The sequence below is a fragment of the Sabulicella flocculans genome (assembly GCF_045449635.1).
In the GTDB taxonomy this organism is placed as follows: domain Bacteria; phylum Pseudomonadota; class Alphaproteobacteria; order Acetobacterales; family Acetobacteraceae; genus Roseococcus.
In genome coordinates this window covers 99621-117246 of the sequence record NZ_JBJJBR010000007.1, presented here as the reverse complement: position 1 = coordinate 117246, position 17626 = coordinate 99621, and the positions used below count along the sequence as shown (strand labels likewise).

The 17626-nt window shown below is 70.7% G+C and carries 19 protein-coding genes; 1 reads left to right on the top strand and 18 read right to left on the bottom strand.

Annotated features, from left to right (window positions below; translation table 11 throughout):
* The 3 genes from ACI6QG_RS09700 to ACI6QG_RS09690 form a co-directional block, all read right to left on the bottom strand.
* The gene (locus ACI6QG_RS09700; RefSeq protein ID WP_149537213.1) at positions 1–522 is read right to left on the bottom strand and encodes a hypothetical protein; all 522 of its coding nucleotides are present in this window, start codon (positions 520–522) and stop codon (positions 1–3) included.
* 90 nt (positions 523–612) lie between these two features.
* Positions 613–1470, bottom strand: a complete 858-nt coding sequence (locus ACI6QG_RS09695) for a DUF3489 domain-containing protein (RefSeq protein WP_235907650.1) — start codon at positions 1468–1470, stop codon at positions 613–615.
* 97 nt (positions 1471–1567) lie between these two features.
* Entirely contained in the window at positions 1568–1804 is a 237-nt protein-coding gene (locus tag ACI6QG_RS09690; protein WP_149537214.1) for a hypothetical protein, read from the bottom strand.
* A gap of 192 nt (positions 1805–1996) precedes the next feature.
* Between ACI6QG_RS09690 and ACI6QG_RS09685 the strand changes: the two genes are divergently transcribed.
* Positions 1997–2362 carry a thiol-disulfide oxidoreductase DCC family protein gene (locus tag ACI6QG_RS09685; RefSeq protein WP_149537215.1) on the top strand — a complete coding sequence of 122 codons (366 nt, stop codon included), beginning with the start codon at positions 1997–1999 and terminating at the stop codon, positions 2360–2362.
* A 37-nt stretch (positions 2363–2399) separates the two neighbouring features.
* Here the strand turns inward: ACI6QG_RS09685 and ACI6QG_RS09680 are convergent, their stop codons facing one another.
* From ACI6QG_RS09680 to ACI6QG_RS09610, 15 genes are all read right to left on the bottom strand, one after another.
* On the bottom strand, positions 2400–3644 hold the full coding sequence (locus ACI6QG_RS09680; protein ID WP_149537216.1) for a site-specific DNA-methyltransferase: 1245 nt from the start codon (positions 3642–3644) through the stop codon (positions 2400–2402).
* A complete protein-coding gene (locus ACI6QG_RS09675) occupies positions 3634–5100 on the bottom strand; it encodes a site-specific DNA-methyltransferase (RefSeq protein WP_149537217.1) in 1467 nt (488 codons plus the stop codon). The genes ACI6QG_RS09680 and ACI6QG_RS09675 overlap by 11 nt, the downstream gene beginning before the upstream one ends.
* Positions 5101–5441: 341 nt before the next feature.
* Positions 5442–6410 carry an HNH endonuclease gene (locus ACI6QG_RS09670; RefSeq protein ID WP_407024366.1) on the bottom strand — a complete coding sequence of 323 codons (969 nt, stop codon included), beginning with the start codon at positions 6408–6410 and terminating at the stop codon, positions 5442–5444.
* A 25-nt stretch (positions 6411–6435) separates the two neighbouring features.
* Entirely contained in the window at positions 6436–7020 is a 585-nt protein-coding gene (locus ACI6QG_RS09665; RefSeq protein ID WP_149537219.1) for a DUF6456 domain-containing protein, read from the bottom strand.
* Between the two features lie 213 nt (positions 7021–7233).
* Positions 7234–7857, bottom strand: coding sequence for a hypothetical protein (locus ACI6QG_RS09660; protein WP_491630728.1), 624 nt, complete (start codon positions 7855–7857; stop codon positions 7234–7236).
* A gap of 5 nt (positions 7858–7862) precedes the next feature.
* Complete coding sequence (locus ACI6QG_RS09655; protein ID WP_207791934.1) at positions 7863–10250, bottom strand: phage/plasmid primase, P4 family; 2388 nt, start codon at positions 10248–10250, stop codon at positions 7863–7865.
* On the bottom strand, positions 10247–11008 hold the full coding sequence (locus ACI6QG_RS09650; RefSeq protein WP_149537220.1) for a hypothetical protein: 762 nt from the start codon (positions 11006–11008) through the stop codon (positions 10247–10249). Before ACI6QG_RS09650 ends, ACI6QG_RS09655 begins: the two co-directional genes overlap by 4 nt.
* A complete protein-coding gene (locus ACI6QG_RS09645) occupies positions 11008–11382 on the bottom strand; it encodes a DUF6511 domain-containing protein (RefSeq protein ID WP_207791935.1) in 375 nt (124 codons plus the stop codon). The genes ACI6QG_RS09650 and ACI6QG_RS09645 overlap by 1 nt, the downstream gene beginning before the upstream one ends.
* Positions 11383–11397: 15 nt before the next feature.
* A complete protein-coding gene (locus ACI6QG_RS09640) occupies positions 11398–13083 on the bottom strand; it encodes a DEAD/DEAH box helicase (protein ID WP_149537221.1) in 1686 nt (561 codons plus the stop codon).
* A 14-nt stretch (positions 13084–13097) separates the two neighbouring features.
* On the bottom strand, positions 13098–13748 hold the full coding sequence (locus tag ACI6QG_RS09635) for a hypothetical protein (RefSeq protein WP_407024365.1): 651 nt from the start codon (positions 13746–13748) through the stop codon (positions 13098–13100).
* A gap of 3 nt (positions 13749–13751) precedes the next feature.
* On the bottom strand, positions 13752–14663 hold the full coding sequence (locus tag ACI6QG_RS09630) for an ATP-binding protein (RefSeq protein ID WP_235907651.1): 912 nt from the start codon (positions 14661–14663) through the stop codon (positions 13752–13754).
* Positions 14660–14962, bottom strand: coding sequence for a hypothetical protein (locus ACI6QG_RS09625; protein WP_149537223.1), 303 nt, complete (start codon positions 14960–14962; stop codon positions 14660–14662). The genes ACI6QG_RS09630 and ACI6QG_RS09625 overlap by 4 nt, the downstream gene beginning before the upstream one ends.
* 147 nt (positions 14963–15109) lie before the next feature.
* Positions 15110–15322 carry a helix-turn-helix transcriptional regulator gene (locus ACI6QG_RS09620; RefSeq protein WP_149537224.1) on the bottom strand — a complete coding sequence of 71 codons (213 nt, stop codon included), beginning with the start codon at positions 15320–15322 and terminating at the stop codon, positions 15110–15112.
* Between the two features lie 92 nt (positions 15323–15414).
* Complete coding sequence (locus ACI6QG_RS09615; RefSeq protein ID WP_149537225.1) at positions 15415–16350, bottom strand: hypothetical protein; 936 nt, start codon at positions 16348–16350, stop codon at positions 15415–15417.
* Positions 16343–17509, bottom strand: coding sequence for a hypothetical protein (locus ACI6QG_RS09610; RefSeq protein ID WP_149537226.1), 1167 nt, complete (start codon positions 17507–17509; stop codon positions 16343–16345). The genes ACI6QG_RS09615 and ACI6QG_RS09610 overlap by 8 nt, the downstream gene beginning before the upstream one ends.
* Between the last annotated feature and the right edge of the window lie 117 nt (positions 17510–17626).

The following is a 17626-nucleotide window of genomic DNA, read 5'->3' as shown; positions in this document are numbered from 1 at the left end:
TCACGGGTCCGCGGCCCGATCTCCGCCGAGGCCTGGAGGGTCGAAGCGATCGGCCGCCTCCGAGAGCAAGTCGGTGATGTGCCCCTGCAGGATTGTCTGCAGCAGGTGTGGGTCGACGCCGAGCTCCGCGGCGATCAGGCCGGACACGCGGGCCGGCCAGTTCAGCAGCGCGTCGCGCATCGCGCCGGCGATCTCGTCGATCGTGGCGTTGGCCTCTGCGGCGTCGAGCAGACGACGCTTGTTCTCGTCGAGCGCAAGCCGCTGCGCCTCGACCTTCAGCGCGAGCTGCGCGACCTTCAGTCGGGCATAGGGCGTTCCCTCCGCCCCGCCGCCCCCGCCATTGGCCAGCGGCGAGCGGGCGGGATCCGCAGTCTCGACCAGGCGCCGACGGGTCTTGTCGATGTCCCACTGGCCGTCCGGCTCGCGGGCGATGCGGTTCGTCTGCTCGGCCTTGCGGAGCGCCGTCTCGGTGATGCCGATGCGGCGGGCGGCCTCGCGGGTGGACGGCGTCAGCTCGGGCATGGCGGCGACCTCCCGCCGCCCGTGGTGTCCATGACGGGCAAGGGCCCGCTACCTTCCGGCGGCGGGCCCTCGATGCGTCCGACCAGGCCTTCAGGCCGGCAGGTGGTAGATCGTGTAGGACCCGCGGGCGCCCTCCTTGTTCAGGCCGACCTGGCGCACCCGCTCCAGCACCTGCACCTCGATCCCCTGGCGCTTCTTCAGGCCCGCGAAGAACCCGCGGACCGTGTGACCCTGCCAGCCGGTGGCCTCGCAGATCTGGGCGATGGTGGCGCCCTCCTCGCGGCGGAGCAGGGCGAGCACCGCCTCTTGCTTCGTGCCCTCGCGCGGCTTCCGCGGCGCGCCGGGCTCGCGCGCGGCGCGGGGCGGCTTGCCGGCCAGGGTGGCGCGGAGGGCCGCCATCGGCCCGTCGAGGGCTGCGATGATGTCCGTCTCGCGGTTGGCCTCGTCGTCCCAGGCGGCCAGCACCGCCGCGGCGGCGTCGCGCAGGGTCGCGCGCGGGGCGGGCGTTGGCGCGCCCTGGGTCGCCTCAGGCGCCGGGGCGTCCTCGTCCCGCGGCGCCTCCTCCGCCCCGCCCGTGGGCGCCGTGTCCGCGCCCGTCGCGCCGGCCTCCGCGGCGGCGCGGCGCTCGGCGTTGCGGAGCGCGATGGCCTCGGCGCGCTGCTCGTCCTCCTCGCCAGCGTCGCCCGCGTTCGGGTCGATGCCGATGGCGCGCAGCCCGTCGTCGGTGATGCGCGCCACGATCCAGGTCCCGTCCTCATCCTGGCGCCAGCCGAGCCCGACATGCTCCCGCGGGGCGTTGATCTCGGTCAGCAGGTTGTTCTTGATCAGACTGCGGAACACCGCGTTGCGGGCGGCGGCCGGCAGGGTCTTCGGCGCGCGGGCCAGGCCCATCTCGTGCTGCGCGGCGGCGCTCAGGATCACGCGCTGGGTGTCGGAAAGCTTCGTCATCGTGCTGGTCTCCGGTGTCGGGTGCCGACCATCGGCCCCTACTGCCGGGAGCCCCGCCGGCGCTGCCGGTCGGGGCCGCGGCGGGTTGTGCCGCGCACTACTCGGCGAATTCGCCGCGCTTGAAGTAGCAATCCGTCACGCTCGCGAGCCGGCTGTTCCAGTGTTCGAGCGTCGCGGCCTTGCCCCAGAGGACCTCCTCTGGATCCGCGCCGAAGTGATCCGCGCTCATCTGCTGCAGTTCGGCGACCATCGCGTCGAAGCGGGCCTTCTGCTGCAGGAAGGCCTCGAGGCTCTTCTGCTGGTTGCGCGTGGCGCGGGCTTCGCGGTCGGTCATGCTGGTCTCCGTCCTCTGGTGCAGGGCATCCCCTGCGCGTGACGGACCATTCGCGCTGTGCCGCGCCCGAGCCAAGCACGATGCAGCGTTATCTTATTGCGAAGATTGGCGTTTCCGGATTAGCCGATCCTCAGGGCGGCGGCCATCGACCAGCACCCTGGCGGGCCGCCAGCGGCGGGCCATCTCTCGGCCATGGACCGCACCAGCACGCAGCCAACCGCCACGATCTACTACGACGGCGCCTGTCCGGTCTGCTCGCACGAGATCGCGCAGTACCGGAAGGCGGACGGAGGTGACCGCCTCGCCTTCGTCGACGTCTCGACCTGCGGCGCCGAGGCCCTGGGTCCGGACCTGTCGCGCGACGCGGCGCTGGCGCGCATGCATGTGCGTCGGGCGGACGGGACGTTGGCCTCCGGCGCAGCCGCCTTCGCGGAGCTCTGGCGGCAACTCCCCAGACTCGCCTGGGCGGGGCGGATCGCGTCCTCCGCTCTCGTGCTTCCCATCCTCGAGGTCGGCTATCGCGCCTTCCTGCGGATCCGACGCCTCTGGCGCCGGTAACGCCGGGGGAACACCGTGGCCTGCCGCGCCCACGCGCTCAGGGTGCAGCGGCGTCGCGTGCCGCGGCGATGTCCGCAAAGGCGCGATCCTCGCCGTCCAGGATGGCAGCCTGGCCAGTCGCCTCCTGCCAGCGCCGGACGATCACGTCGGCATAGGCCGGGTCGACTTCGAGTAGCACCGCGCGCCGTTCGGTGCGCTCCGCCGCGATCATCGTCGTGCCGGAGCCGCCGAACGGGTCGAGCACCGTGTCACGCTGCTTGCTGCTGTTGCGGATCGCGCGCTCGACCAGCGCGACCGGTTTCATGGTGGGGTGCAGGTCGTTCCTGGCCGGCTTGTCGAAGTGCCAGACGTTCCCCTGGTCCCGCGCGCCGCACCAGTAGTGCTGCGCGCCCGCCTTCCAGCCGTAGAGCATCGCCTCGAACTGCTGGTGGTAGTCGGCGCGGCCGAGGGCGAAGGTGTTCTTCGCCCAGATGATCGTGCTCGACCACTTGCCGCCCGCCTCCTGCCAGGCGCGATGCAGCGTCGGCCATTCGGATGAGGACATGCAGACGTAGCAGGCGCCCTTCGTCACCGAGAGCAGGTTCGCCAGCGCAGGGCGCAGAAAGTCGAGGAAGCCGGAGCCGAGCGCGTCGTTGGCGATGGTCATCCTGGCCGCGGTGCCGCCCTGGTAGGCGACGTTGTAGGGCGGGTCCGTGAAGGCCATGTCGGCGAGGCGGTCGGCGCCGAGGGCGCGCTGCACGTCGCCGAGCTTCGTGGCATCGCCGCACAGCAGGCGGTGGTCCCCACAGCGCCACAGATCGCCGGCGCGTGTGACGGGGGTGGCCGGCGGTTCGGGGGCATCGTCGGCGTCGTCCTGGACGCCGGCATCCGCGGCGGCCAGCAGCCGGTCGAGCTCCATGCCCGAGAAGCCGAGGACGTCGAGGTCCACCACCGCCTCGTCGCGGATACGGGCGATCTCGGCGGCGAGCAGGGCCTCGTCCCAGCCGGAGTTCAGCGCGATCTGGTTGTCAGCGAGACGAAGCGCCCGGGCCTGCGCCTCGGTCAGGTGGGCGAGCCGGATCGCCGGGACCGCGGCCATGCCCAGGCGCTTCGCGGCCATGACACGGCCGTGGCCGGCGACCAGCACGCCGGCGGCGTCCACCAGGACCGGGTTCACGAAGCCGAACTCGGCGATCGAGGCAGCGATCTGGGCCACCTGGTCGTCGGAGTGCGTGCGCGCATTCTCCGCGTAGGGAACGAGCGCCGCGACCGGGATGGAGGCGACCGTGAGGTCACGCAGCATCGGGGAGCACCTCCGCGCGGCCCGCAGCCACGGTGTCGAAGTCGCGGCCATCGTCGGCGAGCGTCACCGGCAGTTCGGGGTGCAGCGTCCGCCAGCGGGCGATCGCGAGGTCGACATAGGCCGGCGCGAGCTCGATGGCGCGCACGCGCCGGCCCGTGCGTTGGCCAGCCAGGATGGTGGTCCCGCTCCCCGAGAAGGGCTCGAACACGGCGTCGCCCTCGGCCGTGTAGGCGCGCATCAGGAACTCGGGCAGCGCGACGGGGAACACCGCCGGATGCCCGGTCTCGATGCCGCGCCCCTTGTGGCGGGTGATCCGCAGCACGCTGTCCGGGATCCGCATCTCCTGCACAGGCAGGCCGATGTGGGTGTAGGCCTTCACCTCGCCGTCCGCGGCGCGGAGGCCGCTGCCCTTGTTCGGCGTGCCGGCCCATTTGCAGGGCACGATCTTGTTCGGCGCGCGGGACTCCCGGTTGAAGTGGAACACCAGCTCGAAGGCCGGGGCGAGGCGGCCGTTCCAGTCCCCAGGCAGGCCGGGCCCCTGGTCCCAGGCGTAGAGTCCGAAGCGACGCCATCCCTGCGCGCGCATCCAGTCGAGCCAGCCCTGCCAGTAGGGCTGCCACTCGCCCTCGCGGTGGATCAGGCCGAGGTTCACCAGCACCTGGCCATCCTCGGTCAGGGCCGCCGGCAGGTGCTGGAATACGCCGCGCATCAGCGCGTCCCAATCCGAGACCCCGCCTGTGGTGTAGTCGCGCTGGTTCCCGTAGGGCGGGCTGGTGAAGAGCAGCGCCGCGCGGTCCTCGCCCATGACGCGGGCTACCGACGCGGCATCGGTGCTGTCGCCGCAGAGCAGCCGGTGCTCGCCGAGGGTCCAGAGGTCGCCTGGCCGGGTGACGGCCTGGCGCGGCGGGTCGGGTTCGGCATCGGCGGGATCATCCTCCGCCTGCGCTTCCGTCTCCGCCGCGCCGTCCCCGCCCCCCTGGACCGCGGGCGCCGACAGGGCCTCGGGCGCGTCGCCGTCGGACACGGCATCTCCAGCCGCCGCGAGGATGTCGTCGAGCTCCGCGGCCGAGAAGCCAAGCGTCGCGAGGTCGAGGTCCGGCGCCGCCTGCGCCGCGGCGAGCGCGTCGCGCAGCAGCGCCTGGTCCCAGGTCGCGTTCTCCGCAATGCGGTTGTCGGCGAGGCGCAGCGCTTCCTTCTGCGCCGCGGAGAGATGCCGCAGCACGATGGTCGGCACCTTATCGATGCCGAGTGCCACCGCGGCTTCGAGCCGGCCGTGACCGGCGATCAGCACGCCCCCCTCGTCCACCAGCAGCGGGTTGGTGAAGCCGAAGGCCAGCATGCTGGCCTTGATCTGCTCGATCTGCGCAGCGCCGTGCACGCGCGCGTTGCCGGAATGCGCGCGCAGCTCCGCCACCGGGCGCAGCAGGATCTTCGCTGCCATCCAGGGGAGCGTCATCGAACCATCCGGGATCAGGAGGGGTGCGAACCGTGCGAACCGCGGCTGCGAACCGACGCGGCCATGGTTCGCAGCTAAGCGATTGAGATCACGGCCAACTGGTGCGAACTGCGAACCATATTTCCGGCCAAGCGCTAGCGATGTCGCGCGCTTCCGCCCCCCGCATACAGCGGGGCCAGGAAGGACCCTGCGGTTCGCGAGCCACTGTCTCGACAGAGCTACGCTGTGGCTGGTGAGCCGCGGCGCGTGCGCAGTTCAACGAGTGTCCGAACAGTAGCCCGAGCGAGTTTCAGCGGGCAACGCGACATTCATTCGCTGTGCCACGCTTCTTTTCGTTTTGCTCAAGCGGACTGCGAAAGCCTCGCACGAACGAGTGCATGCTCCAACCGATGGCAGGTCGGGCACAGCAGCCTGAAGTCGGCGAGGGTTGTGACGCGTCGGCCCTCCTCCAGAGGATGAAGGTGGTGAACATCCAGAAGAGATCGCGCCTTGACGGGCGTGCCGTCGATCCGCGATGCCGGATCGAAGCCGCAGTCATCGCACTTGAGCGAGTTGTCCTTCTGGCGTTCACGGACAAAGCGCTGTGCAAGCCACGCCGCCCGTAGTCGCACCTTCGTCCATTGCTCGACAGTCATGCCTTCCGCGGCCTTCGAACCCAAGTCGCGATCGATCTCGCGGGCAATGCGGGAATCGATCTCGCTGCGCTCGGCGGCCATGATGTCAGCCTGTATGCCGATCCAGGCATTTCGCGTGGTCCTGACCGATAGTGGCAGGGCGGCGATGCGGGCTCGCTCGTCGTCATTCAGGGGTCGTAGCGTCGCTGACGGATGCGCGAAGACTCGCTGCATCGCCTCTGGCCCGAGGACGTCGCGGGCCAGAGGCTTCGTCGGGATCTCGTAACTCTCGACGATCGGAAACGCCACCGACCACCGACGCCGCCGACCATCTTCGTCCCACATGTCCTGTATACGGTTGTAGTCGTCTTCGCCGATGATGGTGCGAAGCGGCAGCGAAGAGGCGCGAAGGCGATGAATGGCCACGAGCCGTCCGGCGACGGCAGCATGCGCAGCTCGCTCCTCCAGATAAGCGGGATCGGTCAAGTAGCCCGCCTTCGGCGTTCCGAAGTCGCGCGTTATGTACTCGATGACGTAGCCGTTGCCTGCCTGCGCCGCGATGGTTGCCTGGCATCGTCCTGCTGCATCTGGACTGTCGCCGACCGGTGTGAAGCCAATCCAGTCCGACGCTACAAGCCAGTCAGCCTTGGCCGCTGTGACTGGAGCAGGGAGATCAGCAATCCGAGAAACAGCCATGGCCTAATGACGAACTCGCCAATTTTCAGGGTGCACAGTTCCTGCTCGATACCATACCGCTGCCGGGCGATGAGGGAAGGATCAGTCCATAGTGACCCGCCAGCACGGAGAGTGCCGCGACCAGCATTCCCTGTGCTTGGCTGGCAGGCACAGCCCGACCGCCCCATCCTCGCCGCATGGCCCACTCGCGGACTGAGCACTCGAGGCCGACCACGTGCCAGACGCAGCTACCCGCGGCCCCGCCAGGGCCACCCAGCACCTCCATTGCAGCGGAGACCTGACGACGGGCCTGAACCTGCCGCTCGGTCATGGTCTCGCCCGTCGCAGCAGGCAGGCGGACCAGGGCCGCACCACGCAGCGCATCCAGTGCAGCCGCGCGGAACTGCCGCCGGAAGACCGCGCCGGCGTCATGCATTTCCTGGGTGATGGTGCCGTTGGCGAGCATCTGACCCAGCGTGTCGACCGCGCGCCGATGCACGACGGGTACGCCGGTCTCCGGATCGGCCTCACGGATCGGCTCACTGAACCCGCCATGCTGAAGGCGCCACCGGCTCGGCATGGCGAGGCTTTCCTGCTGGACACGGATCTTCTTCTTGCGCTTAGCGGCCATGGGTCGTGCCTCCGTTCCGCGGCCCCCAGCGCCGCATCGCTTCGTTGGTAAGTGCCTGGCGAAGCCAGGGATCGGTGATGTCATCGAGGCGGAGCGCGACGACGCCCTGCTCGCGCCAGACGCGCCGGCGCATGGCCTCGAGGTCGACGGCATTCGCCGGGCTCGGCTCCCGCCCGAGCGGCGACCGCGGGAAGGATGGCCCCCCCTGCAGCCTCACTGCGCACCGCCCTGGGCATCGATTGCCCACAACAGCAGCGCGAGGGCATCCGCCTCGTTGTCGTCCGTCGGCGTGAAGCCGCGGGCCCGCATCGCGGCGATCACCGCGTCCTTCGGCGCGTTGCCCTTGCCGGTAGCGAAGCGCTTGATCGTGCCGACCGGTACGCCCTGGTAGGGGACGCCGCTGCCCTCGCACCAGGCGGTGAGGTGCGCGAGGAAGCCGCCATATACGTGGGCGGCGGTCGTCCCGGCGTGGCGCCGGACCTCCTCGAAGACGATGCTGCCGAGCGGGCCGGCGCTGGCAGCCATGCTGTCCAGCCAGCGGCGAAAGCGCAGCCAGCCCATGCCACCGCCCTCGAAGCGTCCCGGCCGGAAGGTCGCGGTGCCGGAGGTGACGGTGCCGTCGGCCAGTCGCACCGCCCAGCCGAGGGTGCTGCCGAGGTCTAGGGCGAGCAGGCTTCCCGTCGGCGGTGCCGGGTCGATGACGCAGATGACGCTGGATCCGGAAACACCCGTCACGCGTGCGCGTGTGCGCGCGCGAACGGGTATTTGGGTAGCCTGCGTCATCTGCGTCACTCGAAGGGCCGAGCCTTGGCCGTTTTTCGCGTTCATGCGCTGCATCCCTTTCAGAACTGGATGGCGCCAGCCGGCGCCGGCGACTGGCAAAGCCGAAGCCCGCGCAGCTGGCGTGCGGAGCCCTTGCGGTGCAGTTCGAAGCCACGATTGAGGAGGTTGTCGGAGAAGCGCCTGACCGAACCGACGTACTCGCCGCCTGCCTCCGCCCACGCCTTCCAGCTCGCGAAGAGCACCGCCGTCGCCTCGACGTGGTTGACGCCGCGCTCGCAGCACTCGACCAACCAGCGGCCAAGGGCGTCCTCGGCTTCGAAGTACTCGTCGGTGGCGGCCAGGACCGTTGCGGGCGGGCGGAGCCCGACACGCTGCCATTCGAGGCAGCCCTGCAGCGCCCAGGCCAGGATGCCGTCGCGTTCCGCCAGCAGCCGCTCGGGAAGGCGCTTGTCGCGCTGGGCGGGCGGAATCGTGACCGTGAAGGGCACCATGTGCAGCCGCCGCCGCATCGCCTCGTCGACGTTGCGGATGGACGGCTTGTGGTTGCCAGCGACCAGCAGCTTGAACTGCGGGGTGAATTCGAAGAAGTCCTGCCGCATGAAGCGCGCGGTGATGCGGTCGCCGCCGGTGAGCGCCTTCAGCTTGCTCTCTGCCCAGCGGCTGCCCTGCTCGGTCTCGATCGAGGTGACGATGCGGGCGCCCCGAAGCCCGGCCATGTCGGTCGGGTGGCGATCGCCGGTGGTCGCCATGAACATGTCCATCGGCGCGACAGTGGCGTAATCGCCGAGCAGCGCCGTCAGCGTGTTGGCGAAGACTGACTTGCCGTTCGCACCCGTGCCGTAGAGGAAGAAGAGCGCGTGCTCGGTGGTGACGCCGGTGAGCGCATAGCCGACCACCCGGCGGAGGTAGGCCTGCAGCTCGACGTCCCCGCCGGTCACCTGGGCGAGGAAGGCAACCCAAGCCGGGCATTCCCCATGGGATGCCGCGCTGGTGATCTTCGTCATGCAGAGAGCGCGGTCGTGCGGGGCGACGGCGCCCGTGCGCAGATCCACGACGCCGGCCGGGGTATTCAGCAGCCAGGGATCGCGGTCCCAGACCTCGGCGGTGGTGGCGTGGCGGCGATCGGCGCGGGCCAGGCGCTCGACGGCCGCGACCGTCGATGCCTGCGACAGCTTCGTCCTGACCTTGTTGCTGTTCGCGCGGTTGGCCGCGGCGCGACAGACGCGGCGGGCCAGATCGAAAGCGCGCAGGGTGCCCTCGCGCTCCCACCGGCAGCCTGTCCAGTTGAGCCAGGCACCCCAGACCGCGACGTGCCGCCAGTCCTCGCCGTGCTGCTCGCTGAACTCGGCCGCGAGCGCGTCCTCGGTGAATCCGATCGGCAGCGCGCCATCATCGCCGGTGCCGTCGCCACCAACCTCGTCATGGTCGGGGTCGGCGGCGCCCGCACCGGCATGGCTGGCTTCTGCCCTGCGCCACAGCCGCTCGGCCTCGTGACGCAGCCGGTCCTCGGGCCAGGGCGGGCTGATCCGCGCGGTGTTGTAGTCGCAGATCTCCTGCCAGGCCTGGGCCGCGGTGACGAAGCCGTCCTGGCAGCGGCGGATCCAGTAGCCGATGATGCGGGACAGCGCCTCGAAGCGGGTGACCCCGTCGGCGCCGCCTTCCCGAATCTGCCGGCCGAACAGTTCCGTGACATCGCCGCGGGCTGAGCCCGCGCCGTTGAAGTCGAGGGGATCGCCGCCCGTGTCCATGGCTACTGCGGCGCCGATGCCGGCCAGCGGCGGCATGGCCAGCACCGCCTCGGCCAGTTCGGTCAGGTCGCGGTCCCGACCGGTGCTCTCGCGGATGGCGACCAGCCGCTGGTGGCCGCCCTTCGCGTGCACCGAGCCAGCGACGCGGATCGGCTGGTGCGCCGACCGGAAGGCCGGGTCGCCCCCAACCTTCACCGCGATCGCGTGCCGGAGGCGGCAGATGGTTGCGAGGTCCTCGCCGGTGGCGGGCTCAGTCAGCCGCCAGTAGAGGTGGAGCTTCTCCTGGCCCTCCGGCGTGATGCCACCCGAGGCGACCTCGAGGGTGGGCGAGCCAAGGTGCTGGAGGAGGTACGCCCGCTTGGCTGCGATATCGCCGCCGTCGAGATCGACCAGCACCACCTGCATCTGCGCGATGTGCTCAGCGCTGGCCTGGCCGGGCTCGGTGACCGTGCCGGGGATGACGTAGAGCGCCATGCCCGTCTCGGCAGCCCACTGCGCCTGGACGGCGAGCTTCGCCGGCAGTTCGGCATCGGCGGGCAGGAAGGGGGTGTGCGGTGCGCGGTCGGGCCCACCCTTCTCGGCGAGGGCGCGGACCGCGACCCAGCCCTCGCACCAGCCGAAGACCATGTCGGCATAGGCCGCGACCATAGCGGCATCGGGGGCGACCGGCATGGGCGGGATCACCTCGGCGGCGCTCATGACCAGCACCGCGTGCGCCAGGGGCAGCGGGTGCACTCGATGTGCTCGGGCTCGGCCGCGACGCGGGGCAGCCACTCGCCGGCGTCGCAGGCCTGCAGGACGCGCACCGCCTTATCGCTGGTGGCCTGGGCGAGCGCGCCGTCGAAGGGCACGAGCTCGTGGTGGAGCTCGGCGGTGTCCTTGTTCACCGCGGTGAACAGGGCAGGCACCTCGGTCAGGCCCATGTAGGCCTGGTAGAGCGCGATCTGCGCCGCGTAGATTGGCTTCGCCGCGGCCACGCCGCGCCGGACCATCTCCTTCCAGTTCCGGGCGTTGGCCGACTTGCACTCCCACAGCGCCGGCACGGCGACGACGGCCTGCGCCGGCGTGGGCGCCGCGACGACCACGCCGTCGATGTGGCCCTGCACGCGCCCGCCCGCGACCGAGAAGCCGAACTGCTCGCCGGCACGGTTGCGGGTGCGCACGTCGAAACCGGCGCGCCGGAGCCAACCGATCGCCAGATCCTCGAAGACGTGCCCCACCGCGAAGATGCGGAGCGTCTGACCCGAGAAGCTGGTGTCGGGGTCGCGCGGGACGTCGAGGAACTCGTACTGCAGGCGCCGCGCGCAGGGATCGCCCAGCCGCGAGCCGCCAAGATACTCGCGGCGCGCTCGCGTGCCGTTCTCCGCCACCAGCGCTGCATCGATCAGGTCGTTGATCGCCTCTGCCGCGGTCGGCGGCTTCGGGCGGTGATTGAAGTCGAGGCTGGCGTCCGTCATCAGAACGGGACCTCCGGCGTCGAGGGGGAGGCAGAGGCCCGCATGGCGTCCTGGAAGGCGCCGACGGCCACCTCCGCGAGCGTCAACACCTGCTGCTCCGACAACGCATTGAGCGGAGTGGTCCAGCCGATCTCCGCCATCACCTCGGCCATCGCGCGCATCGCGGCGCGCATGGCGGCCCGTTCCTGTTCAGTGAGATCAACCATGGCGGTGGATCGCCGCGCCAAGCGCACCCACCAGCCCTGGCAGGTGATGGAGCAGAAGGAGACCGAGGGCCGCGGCGGCTTCGCCGAGGTCGGGTCGAACCAGCCAAAGCCGCGCGCGGGCCGCCTGCACACGGCGCAGAGCGAGCGAGGCGCGGGCGCGAGGGACATCGTCGTGCTCCCGGCTCATGCCGCCCTCCCCAGGCCGCCGGGGAACACCGCGGCCAGGATCTGCGGCCGGTGCCAGAGGAAGTTCAGCCGGCAGTTCGCCGCGTATTTCGACAGGCCGAAGTCCAGCGCCGGATCGGCGTCCCCGGCCTTCACCAGCAGCTCGCGCTGGCGCGGGCTGGCGGGGTGGTTCAGCCAGAGGCGGCTCTTGGTGGCGGCGGCCCCGGTCTCAGCCTGGCGCAGGAAGTCGTCGGCCCCGGCCAGGACCTGGGCGCGCTCGCCGACGCCGAGATGCCGGAGGCGCCCCTGGCGCAGCTTGCCGACCGCGTGCCAGTGCTCCCCGTCGAAGAACACGCCGGCCCAGGCGTCGAAGCCGGAGGCGATCATCGCGTGGCCGTCGCCGTGCATGTCCCACCAGCGGAAGGGCGAGCGGTCCAGCAGGTCGATCTCGGTCAGCCCGAAGCACTGCAGGGGGCGCTTTTCGCGGAGCATTCGCTCCCAAACATGGCCGCAGAAGGGGCAGGCGATGGTTCCGAGCGGAACTTCCGCCTCGCAGTCCGGGCAGGTCTTGTACGGCGCCTGGCCCGGCCCCTCGTCCTTCTCCTCGGCGAGCATACCATCGTGCTCGATCGAGCCATGCCGGTGCGCGGCACCGGCGAAGTCGAGGACGACGCAGTCGGTCTTCACCACGCCGGGGAAGCGCTCCGGATCGACCTTCCGCAGCCCGCGACCGATCGCCTGAATGAAGGTGCCGCGGTGGAGCATCGGGCGGAGCACGACGATGCAGGCGACCGGCTGGCTGTCGAAGCCCTCGGTCAGCACCATGCAGTTGGTGATGACCTGCACCTCCCCGCGGTCGAAGCGGGCGAGCAGCGCGGCGCGCTCTTTCGCCGGCATCTCGCCGGTGACCGTCTCGGCGGTGATCCCCGCAGCACGGAAGGCCGCGGCGACCGCCTCGGCATGGGCGACGGTGGCGCAGAAGGCGATGGTGCGGCGGTCGCCGGCACGCTCGTGCCAGTGCTCGACCACCGCCTCGTTGACCACTGCCCGGTTCAGCACCTTGGCGGCGGCGTCCATGTCGAAGTCGCCGGCCGTCGCGCCGACCTGATCCAGGTCGTCGGAGACGCCAACGTCGATGGTGAAGGTGCGCGGCGGCACCAGGATGCCCTGGGCGATCAGCGCGGAGATCGGCAGGTGGTAGGCGATGTTCGAGAAGGTTTTGCGAAGGCTGCGCCCGTCGCCGCGCTCCGGCGTGGCCGAGAGGCCGAGCAGCTTGAGCTTCGGGTTGGCGGCGCGGGCGTCGGCGATGATGGCCTGGTAGCTGTCCGCGGCCGCGCGGTGGGCCTCGTCGATGACGAGGTGCGAGACCTGCCCCATGCGGGCGCGCCGCGCGGAGCGCGCCAGCGTCTGCACGCTCCCGAAGACGATCTGGCCGGACCAGTCGTCGCGTTCGGCCTTCACCACCGAGGCGGGGAGGCCGGCGACCCGGCCGATCGTGGCCCGGTTCTGCTCGATCAACTCGTCCGTGTGCTGCAGCACCAGGAAGCGGGAGCCGGGCTTTGCTGCCGCCTCCTCACCGATGAAGAAGCCGGCGACGGCGGTCTTGCCGGCGCCGACCGGCAGCGCGACCAGCGTGTTGCCGTGCGCCGCCGTCTTGGCGCGGGCGGCGTCCACCGCCGCCCGCTGGTAGTCGCGCGGGATCATGGTGGGCCTCCCGCTCAGCGCGCCCAGAAGGGCGCGTTGCCCGCCGCCGCGGGCGGCTGGGCAGGCTGGGCGGCGGCCCAGGGGGGCGCGGTGCCGCCGATCGCCGGCGTCGTCGGGCCGGGCAGCATGGGCTGCGTCGCCGCCGGTGCCGCACCCATCAGGCGGGCGTAGTCCGCGTGCTCCGGGCCGATCGCCGCGGCGATGACGTTGCGCCCCTCGTCACGCGGGTCGGTCTTGTCCTTCTCGACGCCGACACGGGCGAGGAACTCCATCCCGTTCAGGTCGCCGTAGCCGCGGATAGTGCGCGCGGCACGGGCGCGATCGGAGGCATCCTTAGAGGCGATGCCGCGGGCGCTCTCCAGGATGCCGCGGATTAGCGAGCGGCCGCGGTTCCCGTAGGCGTCGTCCGCCCCCTGCGCACCCTTCCCGCGCAGGCCGATGCGCGTGCAGATCCGGCGCTTGGTGTGCGGTCCCTCCAGGATCACCGCCTCGGTGTTGAGGTACTGCGCGTCGCTGGTGCGGCTCTGCGTGACCCAGCCCTCCGGGCCAACGCCACCGGGCCGGATGGTGAGGCGGACCTTCACCAGCGTGCCGGCGGGGATCACCTCGAAGGCGTTCTGCTGCGCCTCGGCGCCGTTGAAGTCGTGCGTGAAGCTGCCGGACATGGCTCAGCCCTCCTGCGGCGTCGAGTTGGTGGGGATCGCGGGCTCCGCCGCGGGCAGGGTGATCTGGAACTGCGCCGTCGGCGGCGTCGTCAGCGGCCGGCGGATCTTCTCCATCAGCCGGCCGAGATGCGGCTCCTCCAGGGTGGCGAGGCGACCGCTGCGATCCTTCGCCGGGTAGCCGAAGGCGTTCAGCGTGGTGCAGACGAAGGCGCGGATCGGCGCCTCCTTCTCGCGCGGAAGCTCGGCGAGGGTGATGACCTCATCGACGATGCCGGGCAGCTCGAGGCCGGTCTTGCTGCCCTCGACCTGCAGCGAGAAGTACGGGCGGTTGAAGTCGTCGAGCTGCTTGTTGAGCAGGCCGACCAGCCAGACATTCTTGTTCGGCGTGTGCTGCAGGTGGGTCAGCCAGCCGATCATCTCCTGGCCCAGCAGCCCGTAGGCGCCGCGCAGGTCGGGCTTGCCGCTGCGATCCGACACCGCCTGCGGCTGGCCCTTGCACCACTGCAGGCAGAGGCGCGAGGCGACGGTGATGCTGTCGACGAAGATGGTATCATACTTCGCCAGCTGCTCCGGGCTGCCGAAGGCGGCGCAGACGCGCTCATAGTGGGTCGTGTCGTAGGGCTGGTCGGGCCGCATGGCCGCGTTCGGGCCGCCGATCCAGCACGCCAGGTCGCGCGCCATCTCCCAGCTGCGCACGCGGACTTCATCGCCGGGCCAGCCCTGCACGGCGAGCTCCCCGGCCTCGAGGTTCACGAACAGCGTCCGGGCCGCATCCAACGTCCAGAGCTGCGACGTCTTGCCGATGCCCGAGATGCCAGTGAGCACGCCCTTGATGCCCCGCTGTTCGGCCATCCGCTCGTCGGCGGTGATGATGCGGAAGCCACCCGGCTGCGTCTGGTTGAAGGGCGTGCTCACTGGCCGCCCTCCTGGACCCGCATGGCGCTCTCGATCGCGAGGTGCGCACCCAGACCACCGGCGCGGCGGGTGCGATCATGCAGCTGGCGCAGCGCGTCGAGCCGCCTGAAGAGCGCGGTGCTCTCGGTGCTCAGCGACTGGATGGCGAAGGCGATGTCGTCGATCGTGGACTGGCCGATCGGCTTGCTGATCGCGTGGCCGTACTCGCCGACGGCATCGGTCTTGATGCAGTCCGGCAGCGACGCCATCCCGTAGGACTGACGCAGCTGGTCGAGCGGCGGTGGCTTGGGCTTGAACATGGAAGCGTGACTCCTTCGTCGTCGCGCTCCGGTTCCGTCGGTGAAGGTGCTGCCGGGCCCCGACGCGGCGGAGCTGACCGTCCTGGTATTTCCGCCTTGCGGCGGTGTTGCATTCCCAGGAGGACCCGGCAGCAAGGCCGGGTGCGATCAGGCGGCAGGGCGATGCTCGCCGGTGCTGCCGCTGATGGTGCGGATCTGCGCCGCCTCGAACGCCTCGATGTCCTCGAGGCGATAGGCGACGCGGCCGCCGATCTTCAGGAAGCGCGGCCCCTGGCCGAGCCAGCGCCAGCGCTCCAGCGTGCGCGGGCTGACATTCCAGCGGCGGGCCAGATCGGCCTGGTGCAGGTGCCTGACGGACATGGCGACTTCCCTCGAAGAACTGCGGGGAAGGTCGCGTCACGGCAGGGAGAAGAACGAGCCGGCAGTCGGGAGAAGAACAGGGAGAAAACGGCCTATAGGTCGAAGCCCCACAGGCCATTCACCGTGGTGATGTGGCGCTTGAGCACGGCCCATCTCTTGGCGCCGAACAGACGAGCGGGGCTGCCGAGGTCGGTGAGCTCGCGGATCGGCAGCCTCTCGCCGCGATAGTAGGCATCCACCAGCTTGCGGATGGCGGCGATGTGGGCGTCCGACGTGAAGGCGATCGGGGGTTGGGTGCCGATGCGCAGCTGCCGGCCATCGGACGACAGGACGAGAGGCCGGCCGTCCTGCTCAGCTGGCACGCCGCGCAGCCGGGCATCGAGGATATCGGGGCTGATGGCGAGGTTGTCCGGTGCGGCCAATACGTCGCGCAGCGCCACCACCGCGGCACCGGGAATCTCGATTTCAGCCACGCGGGAAGGCCGCGCGCTGGTGAGGATCACGCGCAGCCGATTGTGCGGCCGAGCGCGCGCGGCGCCGACAACCTGCTGCACCACCGCAGGGTTGACGAGGCGCCGGGCAAACCAGAGCGGCACGCGCGCGGGGCGCCGACCGAGGCGCACCTCGCCGATCTCCCAAAGCACCCCATCGATGAGGGGAAAGGCCGCCTGGTTGCTCGGGCGATCCAGTCGCGCGGCCAAGGCATCGAGCATGGCCGCGGCATCGACCCGATACCGAACCTGCCGCTCCGGGGGAACGGGCGCCAAGCCGACCGCGGGACTGAAGTAGGCGAATCCCCCATGCGCCTCGGACCAGATCAGTGAAACAGGCGTATCGTCGTGATCGGCCTGGGATGCGCTGACGTCCTCATGACCATGCGGCACGAGCAGGCCGGCCGCCGCCAGCACCGCCGCCGGCCGGGGCGAAAGCTCGGCGGCAGCGCCGGACAGGACCGGCTCCCTGAGCTCCAGCACCTGGAGCAGCAGGTCCACCGCCTCGGCGTCGAGCTGCGGCGGGCGATCAGACATCCCGCAGGAGGCCCCAGCGGCGGAGGTATTTCTCCCCGATGATGCGCTCCCGCTCGGTGCGGTCCTTGAGATCGCAGCCTTTGGGCATGGTGATGGTCACCGGCAGGGTGCGGCCGCCACGGGTCCCGGGCGCCGCGCGGAACTTGATGGTCAGCCGCACGGCGGTGATCGCGTAGCCTTCGATCCCCTGCTCCTGGCCGTTCAGGCGGTCCGCCGCCAGCTGCCAGATCGTGCTCTCGGCGCCGCGCATGCATTCGAGGGTGATGCGCTCGCGCTGCGTTTCGAGGGGCATCAGCCTCATCATCGTGATGCGCACCGAGTCGATGCCGTCGGCCATGTCGGTCGGGAAGTCGAACGTCTGCCGCAGCCGATCGAGGCGGAACTGGCGGATGGGGAGCCGCTCGCCCTGGAAGGCCGTGCCCAGGAGGTGCTCCGCAAACAGGCGGACCAGCGCCTCACGCGTTTCCCGCGCTGCCGCCACCACCTCGATCGCACCTGTCGCCGGCTCATAGGTCAGGGCCGCCTCGACCACCGGCCTGTGGGGGCGGCGGGAGAGCCGGCCATTGACGAACTCCAGCACGTCGCCCGCCCGGCCCTCGCGATAGACCGCGGCCTGCACGAGCGCTGCATCGGGCCCGTCCAGCATCGGCCGGGAGCGGTCGCAGATCTCGACCTCGACATTGGCACTGCCGAAGCGCTCCGCGACGGCCTGCCTGAAGCGGCCGATCGCAGCGGTGTCGCGCGCGACGGGGAGCGCACGCTGGCTCAGGAAGCCGTCCCACATCCGACCGAACCGCTTGTCGTCGGCGAAGCGCACCTCCTCGGCGTGACGGAAGGTGGTGGAGTCGTTCAGGAACACCCAGAGCGCGCGGGCATGCCCGTTTTCCATGGCGTCGAGGCGCGCATGATCGTCACAGACCGCGTAGAGGGCTGCCTGCCCGGGCTCGTCGGCCATGGCGCCGACCCGCTCGGCATCGTTCACGACGCGCAGGCGATCGGCATCGGCCATGTCGTCGACGGCACGCAGCAGGGGCGCGATGACGTCGTTGGCGGGTCCGTCCCAGGCGATATCCTGGGGCAACTCGGCGCCGATGGCGGTGAAGTAAGTGCGGAGGGACGCCGGCGGCGTCCTCCGGATGAAGTCGGGAACGGTGGGCACGGGGGAGGGCTTTCGATCAGGTCAGCACCGGACGATCCGGCGCTCCGCTAATCGGCGTATCAAAAGCGCATGATCGCAAGCAAGCGAAAAGATACGCTGATGCGCGTAGAAGCCCTG

Excerpts from the sequence above, each read along its gene's own strand:
- ACI6QG_RS09685 (WP_149537215.1), top strand. The coding sequence starts at position 1,997 with ATGGACCGCACCAGCACGCAGCCAACCGCCACGATCTACTACGACGGC.
- ACI6QG_RS09655 (WP_207791934.1), bottom strand. The coding sequence starts at position 10,250 with ATGAGCGCCGCCGAGGTGATCCCGCCCATGCCGGTCGCCCCCGATGCC.
- ACI6QG_RS09690 (WP_149537214.1), bottom strand. The coding sequence starts at position 1,804 with ATGACCGACCGCGAAGCCCGCGCCACGCGCAACCAGCAGAAGAGCCTC.
- ACI6QG_RS09660 (WP_491630728.1), bottom strand. The coding sequence starts at position 7,857 with ATGCAGCGCATGAACGCGAAAAACGGCCAAGGCTCGGCCCTTCGAGTG.
- ACI6QG_RS09695 (WP_235907650.1), bottom strand. The coding sequence starts at position 1,470 with ATGACGAAGCTTTCCGACACCCAGCGCGTGATCCTGAGCGCCGCCGCG.
- ACI6QG_RS09625 (WP_149537223.1), bottom strand. The coding sequence starts at position 14,962 with ATGTTCAAGCCCAAGCCACCGCCGCTCGACCAGCTGCGTCAGTCCTAC.
- ACI6QG_RS09645 (WP_207791935.1), bottom strand. The coding sequence starts at position 11,382 with ATGTCCCTCGCGCCCGCGCCTCGCTCGCTCTGCGCCGTGTGCAGGCGG.
- ACI6QG_RS09680 (WP_149537216.1), bottom strand. The coding sequence starts at position 3,644 with ATGCTGCGTGACCTCACGGTCGCCTCCATCCCGGTCGCGGCGCTCGTT.
- ACI6QG_RS09620 (WP_149537224.1), bottom strand. The coding sequence starts at position 15,322 with ATGTCCGTCAGGCACCTGCACCAGGCCGATCTGGCCCGCCGCTGGAAT.
- ACI6QG_RS09670 (WP_407024366.1), bottom strand. The coding sequence starts at position 6,410 with ATGGCTGTTTCTCGGATTGCTGATCTCCCTGCTCCAGTCACAGCGGCC.
- ACI6QG_RS09675 (WP_149537217.1), bottom strand. The coding sequence starts at position 5,100 with ATGACGCTCCCCTGGATGGCAGCGAAGATCCTGCTGCGCCCGGTGGCG.
- ACI6QG_RS09640 (WP_149537221.1), bottom strand. The coding sequence starts at position 13,083 with ATGATCCCGCGCGACTACCAGCGGGCGGCGGTGGACGCCGCCCGCGCC.
- ACI6QG_RS09650 (WP_149537220.1), bottom strand. The coding sequence starts at position 11,008 with ATGACGGACGCCAGCCTCGACTTCAATCACCGCCCGAAGCCGCCGACC.
- ACI6QG_RS09635 (WP_407024365.1), bottom strand. The coding sequence starts at position 13,748 with ATGTCCGGCAGCTTCACGCACGACTTCAACGGCGCCGAGGCGCAGCAG.
- ACI6QG_RS09665 (WP_149537219.1), bottom strand. The coding sequence starts at position 7,020 with ATGGCCGCTAAGCGCAAGAAGAAGATCCGTGTCCAGCAGGAAAGCCTC.
- ACI6QG_RS09700 (WP_149537213.1), bottom strand. The coding sequence starts at position 522 with ATGCCCGAGCTGACGCCGTCCACCCGCGAGGCCGCCCGCCGCATCGGC.
- ACI6QG_RS09615 (WP_149537225.1), bottom strand. The coding sequence starts at position 16,350 with ATGTCTGATCGCCCGCCGCAGCTCGACGCCGAGGCGGTGGACCTGCTG.